11 protein-coding genes are annotated in these 11,941 nt (G+C 38.8%); 9 read left to right on the forward strand and 2 right to left on the reverse strand.

What is annotated here, in order from left to right:
• The first annotated feature begins 23 nt into the window (after window positions 1-23).
• The 9 genes from QNH29_RS02950 (at window position 24) to QNH29_RS02990 (ending at window position 11,349) form a co-directional block, all read left to right on the forward strand.
• Window positions 24-1,082: an aldose epimerase family protein gene (locus QNH29_RS02950; protein WP_283863374.1), complete on the forward strand. Its 1,059-nt coding sequence runs from the start codon at window positions 24-26 to the stop codon at window positions 1,080-1,082.
• 3 nt (window positions 1,083-1,085) lie between these two features.
• On the forward strand, window positions 1,086-2,075 hold the full coding sequence (locus QNH29_RS02955; protein ID WP_283863375.1) for a LacI family DNA-binding transcriptional regulator: 990 nt from the start codon (window positions 1,086-1,088) through the stop codon (window positions 2,073-2,075).
• Window positions 2,076-2,204: 129 nt separating this feature from the next.
• Window positions 2,205-3,203, forward strand: coding sequence for a sugar-binding protein (locus QNH29_RS02960; RefSeq protein ID WP_283863376.1), 999 nt, complete (start codon window positions 2,205-2,207; stop codon window positions 3,201-3,203).
• Window positions 3,203-4,687 (forward strand): sensor histidine kinase, encoded by a 1,485-nt coding sequence (locus tag QNH29_RS02965; protein ID WP_283863377.1) that lies wholly within the window; start codon window positions 3,203-3,205, stop codon window positions 4,685-4,687. The genes QNH29_RS02960 and QNH29_RS02965 overlap by 1 nt, the downstream gene beginning before the upstream one ends.
• Window positions 4,662-6,248, forward strand: coding sequence for a response regulator (locus QNH29_RS02970; RefSeq protein WP_283863378.1), 1,587 nt, complete (start codon window positions 4,662-4,664; stop codon window positions 6,246-6,248). The genes QNH29_RS02965 and QNH29_RS02970 overlap by 26 nt, the downstream gene beginning before the upstream one ends.
• 207 nt (window positions 6,249-6,455) lie before the next feature.
• Window positions 6,456-7,520, forward strand: a complete 1,065-nt coding sequence (mglB, locus tag QNH29_RS02975) for a galactose/glucose ABC transporter substrate-binding protein MglB (protein ID WP_283863379.1) — start codon at window positions 6,456-6,458, stop codon at window positions 7,518-7,520.
• Between the two features lie 275 nt (window positions 7,521-7,795).
• Entirely contained in the window at window positions 7,796-9,322 is a 1,527-nt protein-coding gene (mglA, locus tag QNH29_RS02980) for a galactose/methyl galactoside ABC transporter ATP-binding protein MglA (RefSeq protein ID WP_283863380.1), read from the forward strand.
• 14 nt (window positions 9,323-9,336) lie between these two features.
• Window positions 9,337-10,359: a galactose/methyl galactoside ABC transporter permease MglC gene (gene mglC, locus QNH29_RS02985; RefSeq protein WP_283863381.1), complete on the forward strand. Its 1,023-nt coding sequence runs from the start codon at window positions 9,337-9,339 to the stop codon at window positions 10,357-10,359.
• A 231-nt stretch (window positions 10,360-10,590) separates the two neighbouring features.
• Window positions 10,591-11,349 carry an NRDE family protein gene (locus tag QNH29_RS02990; RefSeq protein WP_283863382.1) on the forward strand — a complete coding sequence of 253 codons (759 nt, stop codon included), beginning with the start codon at window positions 10,591-10,593 and terminating at the stop codon, window positions 11,347-11,349.
• Window positions 11,350-11,421: 72 nt separating this feature from the next.
• Here the strand turns inward: QNH29_RS02990 and QNH29_RS02995 are convergent, their stop codons facing one another.
• Entirely contained in the window at window positions 11,422-11,583 is a 162-nt protein-coding gene (locus QNH29_RS02995; protein WP_283863383.1) for a DUF3934 domain-containing protein, read from the reverse strand.
• Window positions 11,584-11,627: 44 nt separating this feature from the next.
• Window positions 11,628-11,870, reverse strand: coding sequence for a hypothetical protein (locus QNH29_RS03000; RefSeq protein ID WP_283863384.1), 243 nt, complete (start codon window positions 11,868-11,870; stop codon window positions 11,628-11,630).
• Between the last annotated feature and the right edge of the window lie 71 nt (window positions 11,871-11,941).

An 11,941-nucleotide genomic window follows, 5' to 3' on the forward strand; every position in this document is an offset into this window, starting at 1 on the left:
TAAGAAGTAATGGAGTGGTATAAATGAAAATAGTAGAAAAAGTATTCGGTCAATATCATGAGGAGTCCGTGATAGAGTATACCCTTGTGAATGACTCGGGGATGTCCGTTTCATGCCTGAATTACGGTTGTATCATAACAAAGATACTGGTCCCAGACCGCAATGGAAAAATTGAAAATGTTGTACTTGGTTTTGAACAATTTGAAGATTACCTTGATTTGTCCCCCTATTTCGGGGCGGTTTGTGGGCGAGTGGCTGGAAGAATCAATCACGCTAAGTTTGAATTAGATGGAGAGGTATACCAACTGACACCTAATGAGGATCCTAACCACCTGCACGGAGGTAAAAAGGGTTTTAATTCGGTCATATGGAAAACAGAACACGTTGAGACTGAAAATGCAGTCGGATTGAAATTTTTCTATCGTAGTGTAAATGGTGAAGAAGGCTACCCAGGTAATTTGGATACGACTGCTACCTATCTTTTAAATAACCAAAATGAATTGAGTATTAGCTATGAGGCACGTACCGATCAAAAGACGATCGTTAATTTGACCAATCATTCTTATTTTAATTTAAGCGGTAATTTAAAAAGAGATGTTTCTGAGCATATCCTTCAAATGGAAAGTAATCGCTTCTTAGAGCTAGGATCAGATTTAATCCCAACCGGAAAAATGATTGACGCTACTAATACGCCGTTTGATTTTAGGCATGGCCGCTTGCTGCAGTCAGGGATGAAATCCGCTTATCCACAAAATGTCCTTGCTGGCGGCGGTTACGACCACCCGCTTCTTTTTACAAAAAAGGGAGAGAATACAGTTATATTAAGTGATAAAGAAAGCGGAAGAACGCTGTTCGTTACGACGGATCAACCGTGCGTTGTTCTTTATACAAGTAATCAATTAGAAGGTCCATTTTCCATATCTGGTGTCCGGGCAAGAAATCATTTGGGAGTGTGCCTTGAAACGCAAGGACTGCCTGACGCGATTAACCAGCCTGATTTTCCAACGATTGTTTTAAACCCTGAGGAAGTATACCATGCTGTAACAAAATATCGTTTTTTTTCTAACACAATAGGAGTTTGATTTATGGCAACGATAAAGGATATTGCAGAATTAGCAGGAGTTTCAATCGCAACGGTATCCCGAGTATTGAATTATGATAGTACCCTTTCTGTTGGTGATGAAACAAAAAAGAGGATATTTGAGGTTGCGGAGCAGCTTTCTTATAAGAAGAAACAAGCAAAAAAACTAGAGGCTGGAAAGATAGCTCTTGTCCAGTGGTATACAGAAAAAGAGGAACTAGAAGATTTGTATTACATGTCTATTCGTTTGGGTGTCGAAAATCAGTCCAGGCAAATGGGCTTTGCTATATCAAAATATTTTCAAGATAATTATGAGGATATAAAAAAGGATGACATCCAAGGTCTTATCGCAATCGGAAAATTTAGTGACCAACAAATAAAAGATATGGCCGCGATCACGAATCATATTGTTTTTGTCGATACTTCTCCTGATGAAGAACAGTTTGATTCCATTGTGATAGACTTTGAAAAAGCGACGAAAAAGGTCCTTGATCATTATTTAGCGCTAGGTCATGAGAGTATTGGTTATATTGGCGGCAGGGAAGTATTCAAAGATAAACAAGAGGCTATTGAAGATCCAAGAGAGCTGACTTTTAAATCGTATTTATCAGAAAAAGGGCGGTTGAATGAAGCGTACATGTACGTTGGAGAATTCACCGTTTCCGATGGTCATGCATTGATGAAAAAGGCCATCCATGAACATGGTGAAAACTTGCCGACCGCTTTTTTTGCAGCGAATGATTCTCTTGCCGTAGGAGCCCTTAGAGCTTTATTGGAAGAAGGGATACCCGTCCCAGGTCGAGTGAACATTATTGGGGTCAACGACATCAGCATTTCTAAATATGTCTTTCCATCCTTAAGCACTGTTAAAGTCTATACCGAACTTATGGGTGAAACAGCCGTCAATACCCTTGCAGAAAGAATCGAAGGCAGAAAAATTGCCAAAAAAATCACGATCACAACACAACTCGTCATAAGAGACAGCAGCGCATAAAAAAAACAAATGTCCACCCTAGGTGGACATTTGTTTTTTTATGGTGCCTGTCACCATTTGGCATTGTCGAATATTGGTATGTTTCGTATAATTTTAGTTATCTAGACTGTGAAGATAATGGGGTTGTTTATGAGCAGGTTAACGGCGGTGGCGTATACGTTTGGTGTTTTGTTTTTTCTTGTAAGCTTCGCATTTTCTGTGTTTTATGGTTATAAGGTTATGTCTCATGATTTACCTGAAGAAGTTGGGAACATGGAGGAGTATAAGTATCATTTTGTGCTGGTGCCTGAGGAGCTGGATAATGATTATTGGCGGATGGTTGAAAAAGGGGCTCAGGAGGCGGCAAAGGATTATGGTGTTTTATTGGAGTATGCAGGGCCAAAGCAAGCCAATATTGACGAACATTTACAAACGATTGAAATGTCAATGGCCGCTAAGGTAGATGGAATTATGACTCAAGGGCTTAGTGACGAGCAATTTACTCCGCTCATCAATAAGGTTGTAGAGAGAATTCCTGTAATAACCATTGATACCGACGCTGCCAATAGCAGACGAATGGCTTATATTGGAACAGATAATTACTATTCTGGGTATTTAGCAGGTAAAGCATTGATTGAAGATACAAAGGGTCAAGCGAACGTTGCCATTATTACAGGCAGATTCTATGCGAATCATCAGCAGCTGCGCGTACAAGGTTTTCAGGACGCTGTAAAGTCTGAACAGGGAATTAAGATTATAACAGTAGAAGAATCAGAAATTAGTAGAGTTCGAGCTGCTGAAAAGGCTTACCAAATCTTAAAGGATTATCCCGAGGTCAATGCTTTCTATGGGACAAGTGCGCTGGATGGGATTGGCATAGCCCAAGTCGTAGATAAGTATAAAAAAAACGATACCATTTATATCATTGGATTTGACACTCTGCCTGAAACACTAGATTACATATCTAAAGGAATCATTAAAGCCACAGTTGCTCAGGAACCATATGAAATGGGCTATCAAAGTGTACAAATGATGATTGGTCTCATTGAAGGTAAGACAGTTCCTCCAATTGTGCATACAAATACCCGTATTTTAAGAGCAGCGGATATGCCTGTAAGTCATCTCGGCGGACGGGAGGCTGGATATTAATGTTGTTTCGAATTCGATCAAAACTGCTCCTTTATTTTATCGTACTGGTTGTTTTGTTAACTTCAGTGGGATTCTTTTTTTATAAAAGCAGTGAAAACCTTGTGAATGAATATGATGATAGTTTTGAGCGATTTCTTTTGCTAAATGAAATTTCGCAAAGGACCAATTTGATTACGGAAAATCTCCAAGGTTATTTACTAGACAAGGAAAACTCCTATTTAAAAGCCTATAACAAGGAAAAGTCCAGGTTACTTAGAGACCAAGACCTCTTTAAAAAAGAGATCAATTCTAATGATGTAACGGTTATTAATTATCATCATATGATTGACAGTTTTCTTGAAGAGTGTGATACCACAGTGGCTGCCTTCCATAAGGATGATATTAATGAGTATTCAAACCATCTTAATGAAGTATTAAAAATAGCAGGTTTTCTTCAAGAAAGTACTCTTGCTCTCTTAAATAATAAACTTACCGATTATCAAAACTTTTATGATCAAATGGAAAGCCAAAATCATTATTATAAACTATTATCCTTTTCCCTTTTTGCTGCGGCCTTTTTTCTAAGTACTTTACTTGCACTTTGGATATCTGGCGGGATTACAAAACCAATTACACTTTTATCGCAAGCAGCCAAGCAAATATCAAAGGGAAATTTATCTGGTCAGGATATTAAAATTTCGACCAAGGACGAATTAAAGCTATTGACCGAAACGTTTAATCAAATGCGCTCAAACCTTAGGCTGTATGTAAAAGAAATTAAGCAGAAATCGGAACTGGATAAACTTTTAAAAGAATTGGAGTTAAGAAGCCTTCAAAATCAGATTAATCCACATTTTTTATTCAATACTTTGAATACGGTTTCAAAGATGGCTTACCTCGAGGAAGCCGAGCATACTTCAAGATTAATCGAATCTATAGCTGCCTTACTGCGATACAACTTAGGCGGTGATTTAAATAAAGCTGCCACACTAAGAGATGAAGTAGCCATTGTAAAAGAATATTTTTTTATACAGCAAACAAGGTTTGGTGACCGTATTCAATTCATCACAGACATAGCAGAGGATTGTTTAGATCGAGAAATACCAAGTTTAACGCTGCAACCCATAATTGAAAACGCTTTTATTCATGGTGTTGAATCGTATGAGGAAAACGGCGAAATACGGCTGCATATCTACAAAAGGAATCACAGAATTTATGTGGAAATTGTAGATAACGGAGACGGTATGGATGAAAACACTCAAAATAGACTACTAAATTATGTGAGTGGAAACGAAATAGAAGAGGAGTACGACTCAGATAAAAAACAAGGTCATTCAACTGGTATAGGGGTAAAGAATGTGATTCGAAGACTCCAGCTTTTTTACGGTCAAAAAGATATTATTGAAATACAATCAGAGTTTAAAAAAGGCACAACGTTTAGACTGACTATACCAGACGCGGTAATAGGGGGAAAAGAGCTTGTTGAAAATTCTAATTGTGGATGATGAGATACTAGAGCGGAAGGCATTGACAAAAATAATAAACAACTCTTCAGAGAACGTAACGGTAATCGGTGAAGCTCCTAATGGCAGAAAAGCAATTGAAATGGCTGAAGAACATAAACCGGATATTATCTTTATGGATATTAAAATGCCGGGAATTGACGGCGTACAAGCTGTCAAAGAAATCAAACGTAACGATCAAAACATACGCTTTATCATGGTTTCCGCCTTTAATACGTTTGAATATGCAAAGGAAGTAATGCAGCAGGGTGTGAAAGAATATATCCTGAAACCTAGCAGGAAACAGGATATTCTTGAAAGCTTACAGCGGGTTTCTTCCGAAATCATAGGTGAACGCAAGCAGTTGGAAGAACAGCTGTACCTAAAGCAAAACCTCGAACGTGCAGTGTCAATCGCCCAAAAAGAATGGATGTCATCACTCATTTTGAACCCCGTTCATGATATTACGTTTGATGAATGGAGTCAGCTGTTAGGAGTAGAGATCACCTCTGGGTATATTATGCTGCTTTCCCTGTTGCCGCCGGAAAAAGGAGAACTCCTGCCGCTAGAAAAGCAAAATTGGTATCTATGGCTTAAGGATGTTCTGAAATCTTATCATAAAAATCAAGAAGTATTATTGGGACCTATGACGGAAAGCCAAGTACCGGTATTATTTTTATGCAAACAAACAACTGAAAAAACACATTTTAGAATAAATGCCCAAGCTGTGACTGACCATTTACTTGCCCAATTCCAAAAGAGTCACTTTCAGGCGGAGTTAAGAATAGGAATCGGTCTTCCGTACTGTAATGTCCATGAGCTGAATAAATCCTACCATGAAGCCGTAGCTGCACTAAATCAGCTTTTAAAAACACCTAATCGAAAGTATTTATTTGGCGGTAAACAAGGAGCCATTGGGTTACCCACAACTTCGGATCTGCTGGAAGTTGAGAAAAAGCTTCTTGATGCCCTGCGCCAGGGAGACTTAAATAAGGCCATGTTTATTTTTGACTCGTTTTCAGCAAACCTTATGAATCATGAAGGTATAATAGCTTCCGTGGTAAAAAAGTCCTTTGATGAATTGTTTATTCTTATTTCGAGGATGCTTCATGATTTAGGGATAAGGTATGAAGGATCTTTAGAAATCAAAGAATCAAAGGAAATTAAGGAGATGTTTGATAAAGGCAAATCTTATTTATTGTCTATCGTACAACATATTCAAGTATGGAGAACCAGTCATGCTAAGGGAATGCTCCATAAGGCAAAGGAATATATTGAAAATCATTATGCGAATTCCATTACGCTGGAACAAGTTGCAGACTATGTGGAACTAAGTCCCTATTATTTAAGCAAGTTATTTAAAGACCGGTTTGGGATGACTTTTATTGATTATGTAACAGAAATAAGAATTAAGCAGGCAAAAATAGAAATGGCTGACGCTTCAAAGAGCTTCAAGGAAATATGCTATTCAGTCGGCTATAAAGACCCAAATTATTTTAGCCGTGTTTTCAAAAAACAAACTGGCCTATCCCCATCGGAATTTCGGCGGGAAACAGTAAGTTAATAGTTTTATAGTTAAAGACAGATTCGTAACTGGATCTGTCTTTTTTTGATGGCAGCAAAAAAATCTAGATAATCGCAAATTAGTGCTATAGGTTCCAACTATTGAACGAAAACTCCAGGTGCTAACATATGTGTAAGGGCTTTCAAGAAAGGTAAGTAAGCGAAGTTTACCAGAGTCTTTACTAACTAGCAAAAGGAGAAGGATGACATGTTTAAAAACAAAAAAGGGTTAATTCTATCTTTAACAGTTGCTTCTAGCATTCTATTAGCAACAGGCTGCAGCAGTGAAACAAGCAGTTCCGGAGATTCTGGAAAAGGCAAGGACAGTGACCTTCCGGCAGTTGGTGCTACGATTTACAAGTTTGATGACAACTTCATGTCTTATGTTCGTCGTGCAATGGAAACAGCAGCAGACGGAAAAGTTAACTTAATGTTGAATGACTCTCAAAATGACCAAGCGAAGCAGGTCGAACAAGTCGATACACTCATTGCAAAAGGAGCAAAATCACTCGCTATCAACCTAGTAGACCCTAAAGCAGCACAAACAATTATTGATAAAGCTAAAGTAAAGGACATTCCAGTTATCTTCTTTAATAAAGAGCCGGATGCTTCAGTATTAAAAGGTTATGAAAAAGGGTACTATGTCGGAACGACTTCATCTGAATCTGGTATTCTCCAAGGTGAATTAATCGCGAAGGCTTGGGAAGCAAATAAAGATAAGTATGATAAAAACGGTGATGGCAAGCTTCAATACGTACTATTAAAAGGTGAACCAGGTCATCCGGACGCAGAAGCGCGTACGAAGTTTGCAGTTGATACTGTAAAGGAAAAAGGAATTGAAGTAGAAGAATTAGCAATGGATACAGGTATGTGGGATGCAACAAAAGCAACGGAAAAAATGGACGCTTGGATTGCAAAATACAACGATAAGATCGAATTTGTTATTGCAAATAACGATGGTATGGCGTTAGGTGCCATAGCTTCTCTTGAAAAAGCAGGCTACTTCTCAGGTGATAAGTTTATGCCAGTTGTTGGTGTAGACGCGATACCAGAAGCACTTGAAATGATTGAAAAAGGAAAAATGGTGGGTTCAATCTTAAATGATGCGAAAAACCAAGGTGCCGCAACCGTTCAATTAGCTGCCAATGCTGCCAACGGTAAGGATGTATTAGAAGGCACGGAATGGAAACTAGATGATTCTAAGGCGGTTCGAGTACCTTATATCGAAATCACAAAAGACAATATCCAGGTTGGTAAAGACGCGTATAAATAGAAAAGCGGAAGCGCCTCGTCCAGGGGCGACAGGCATAAGACGAGCCGGCGAGAAGGTTGCTCTTTAACCTTCTTGACGGGTTGGCTTATGACCCGAGCCCCTAGGCGCTGGAGCTAGACAAGTAGAAAAGTGGAAGCGCCTCGTCCGGGAATCAAACCCCTTTGGCGCTCCTCGAACGAAGGAAAGGATAATCTTCTTTTCCTTCGTTCGGGGCAATGTTTCAAGTTATTTTTTGAAACAGGACTGATGTCTTACGATATAAAAATGCAGTTTAAATGGTTAGGCAAGGAGGTTTTAGCGTGTCAGAGGCGAGTTCAACCCATTTACTTGAAATGATTAATTTAACAAAAAGGTTTCCTGGCGTAATCGCCCTTAATAACGTTTCCCTAAAAGTGAAGGCAGGAACCGTACATGCTTTAATGGGGGAGAATGGTGCAGGAAAATCAACCTTAATGAAGTGCTTATTCGGAATTTATTCCATGGATGAAGGAAAAATCCTGTTGGACGGGAAAGAGGTTTCATTTGCGAATTCAAAGCAAGCACTTGAAAACGGAGTTTCAATGGTCCATCAGGAACTTAACCAAGTCCGACAGCAAAATGTTATGGATAATATTTGGCTGGGAAGGTATCCGAAAAAAGGCATATTTATTGATGAAAAGAAAATGTATGAAGATACTGCCGCTATTTTCAAGAGTCTTGATATTAATGTTGACCCCCGCAGCAAGGTGGGGACCTTATCCGTTTCTGAAATGCAGATGGTAGAAATTGCAAAAGCAGTATCGTATCATTCCAAATTGATCGTAATGGACGAGCCAACTTCCTCCCTTACAGAAAAAGAGGTCAATCATCTATTTACGATTATCAAAAAATTGCAAAGTGAAAACGTAGCGATTATTTATATTTCACACAAGATGGAAGAAATTTTAAAAATCTCTGACGAAGTGACCATCATGCGCGACGGTCAGTATATTGCAACGAAAAGTGCCAGTGAATTAACGACGGATGAAATTATTAAATTAATGGTTGGACGCGATCTATCACAGCGTTTCCCCGCTAAGATGAATCAACCAGGAGAAGTCATCCTAAAAGTGAAGGATTTAACGGCCGAAACAGCAGGGTCATTTTCGAATGTCAACTTTGAGTTAAGAAAAGGAGAGATATTAGGAATTGCCGGTTTAGTCGGTTCCAAACGAACGGAGGTTATGGAAGCACTATTCGGAATCAGAGGAGTCAAATCCGGAAGTATTGAATTAAATGGAAAAGTTGTTCAAAATCATTCCCCGCAGCATGCAATAAAAAATGGCTTTGCATTGGTTACAGAAGAAAGACGAACAACGGGGATATATCCACAACTTAGCATTAGTTTCAACTCTATTATTGCTAACCTGCCTCAGTATCGAAAAGGACTATTTTTATCAGAAAGCAAAGTTCATGATGATACAAAATGGGTAATTGATTCAATGAAGGTCAAAACCCCTTCACAAAAAACGCCAATCGGAAGTCTTTCTGGCGGTAACCAGCAAAAAGTAATAATTGGACGCTGGCTGCTCACAAAACCGGAAGTATTATTGTTGGATGAGCCAACAAGGGGAATAGATGTTGGTGCAAAGTTTGAAATCTATCAACTGATTAATGAATTAGCAGCCGAAGGAAAAGGGATTATCATGATTTCTTCTGAAATGCCAGAACTTCTTGGCGTCACTGACAGAATTTTAGTAATGAGTAATGGAAGAGCAGCCGGAATCGTAGATACGAAGACAACATCTCAAGAAGAGATCATGCGATTGGCAGCGTTGTATTAGGAGGAGATGTTAAAATGAATACTCAAGCCACTAAAAAATCTACTATTACAAAATGGCTGTTTGATAATGTTATCTATGTATTTTTACTCTTGCTTGTTATTGGAATTGTGATTGCGTCTCCTGACTTTTTGTCGATGACAAACTTAATTAATATCCTGAGTCAGTCATCTTCAAGGATCATTATTGCTCTTGGGATAGCGGGGATCTTGATTTTAGGCGGGACAGACTTATCAGCCGGAAGAATGGTCGGACTTGCAGCAGTAGTATCAGCTTCTTTATTGCAAGCTGGGGATTATGCGTATAAGATGTATCCGAATTTACCGGAATTACCCCTATTTGTTCCGATTATTATTGCAATGTTGGTAACCGGACTTTTTGGAACATTAAATGGATTTATTGTATCTAAATTTCATGTACCGCCTTTTATTGCAACCTTGGGTATGATGATTGGAGTTTATGGAATTACTTCTATCTACTTTGACCGACCTCCATATGGAGCACAGCCAATTGGCGGATTGAGCGAAAGCTTTACAACCTTCGCACAAAAAGGAATTAAATTGGGTCAATATGAATTCCCATACCTGATTTTATATGCGATCGCATTTTCAATTATCATTTGGGTACTTTGGAATAAAACACAACTCGGTAAAAACATGTATGCAATTGGCGGTAATGCAGAAGCTGCCAAGGTTTCCGGGGTTAACGTTGCAAAAAATATTATCATCATTTACATGATTGCCGGTTTATTATATGGATTCTCAGGTACATTAGAAGCCGGCCGTGTCGGCAGTGCAACCAATAATACCGGAAATATGTACGAGTTAGACGCAATTGCAGCCTGTGTAGTAGGCGGCGTATCTTTATCAGGCGGAATTGGAACTGTACCTGGAGTCATCACAGGGGTTCTAATTTTTCAAGTTATTAACTACGGATTGGCATTCTTAGGTGTAAGTCCATACATTCAATTTATCGTTAAAGGTGCGATCATCATCGTAGCCGTCGCTTTTGATATGCGAAAACATGCTAAGAAAAAATAATCATTTCAAGACATCCTTTAAGGGATGTCTTTTCTCATAGCCTCTAGCAAATGCAGCGCAGCCGTTACGCCCTTGTGGTTACGCCGGCTAGGCGCAGCATTGCCTTGCAAAATCATCATAGAATATGAAACGCGTTTCAGGTCAAGGTTTATTTAGTTTTATTCCTCTCATGGAATACTATAAAATGGAAGAAACAGTTGAAGATTTATTTTCATAAAGGTTGTGAAAAAAATGTGTTTAATATTGTTTGCTCATAAAGTACATCCAGAGTATAGGCTAATCGTTGCTGCTAATCGAGATGAGTTTTATCAGAGACCGACTGCACCTGCACATTTTTGGGAGGATAACCCTGAAATCCTGGCTGGCCGGGACCTAGAAAAAATGGGAACTTGGATGGGTGTCACGAAAAAAGGTAGGTTTGCGGCTTTAACGAATTTTCGGAATCCAAATGAAGTAACGGAGGGAAAACGTTCACGAGGAGAGCTTGTATCAGGCGCCCTGAAGTATGATGGAGATATTATTCAGTATATGAAGAGCCTAACTAGAAATAATGAAGTGTATCCTGGATACAATTTATTGGCTGGTGATGGAGATCATCTATACTATTATTCTAATGTTGGCCAGGAGTTAGGGAGGTTAACGCCGGGGATCTATGGTGTCAGCAATCATTTATTAAATACTGAATGGCCTAAAGTGCAATTAGGCAAAGCCGGTTTAACTGAAATCATAAACAATAAACAAAGTGATATAGTAGAAAGTCTTTTAACTTTACTTCAAAAGGCAGATCAAGCTACGGACGAAAAACTTCCTCAAACTGGCGTTTCATTAGAATTGGAAAGAATGCTTTCGCCCATGTTTATCAAGAGTGAAAATTATGGGACAAGGAGTTCAACTGTTTTATTAATGTCTGAGAAGGAAATACATTATGTAGAACGTGTTTTTTCTAATAATGAAATAAACAATCAGCAATATACAATAGAACTAGGATAAAAAAACTAATCAAACGTTTGATTAAATCAGTTGATAAACTAATCAAACGTTTGATTGAATGCCTGGACGACATCAGTCGGTTTTATCAGGTGCCGGATCAGACGGCGCTCGCTTAGTCCCTTTGCTGACATAAGGCTTAGCGCTTTTTGCTTTTTTAGCGCCGGCCTGCCAACGATTCCAGCCCTTCTTACCTGTTCCTCTGCCTACTCCACTTTTCGCTTTTGCCTTGGGCATATAACCACTCCATCATGTTGAAGAAGGACAGCTTTTGAGAAGGGTTATTCTACCTCTTTCTCAAAAAAACCTAAAGCATATTTAATACCTTCTTCAATCTCATTTGTATCATAACCTTGTAAATCCTCATGAGTAATTTCTAGGGTTGTCCCTGATAGGGAATAGCCGCTGTCTAAATTAATATCAAGCAGGACCTCAAACCCATTAGCTGTGTTCTTGATCTTAATAATATCGTAATCCAGTATAGGTGCTCCCGTTTGGTACTCTAAAGGTTCTAACTCTGACATTACCACACCTCCATATATACTTCTAGTCCATATTCGAACATAGGTTATACCAAAAACGAAAAAGATAAACA

The sequence above is a fragment of the Neobacillus sp. DY30 genome, assembly GCF_030123065.1.
Lineage (GTDB): Bacteria > Bacillota > Bacilli > Bacillales > Cytobacillaceae > Neobacillus.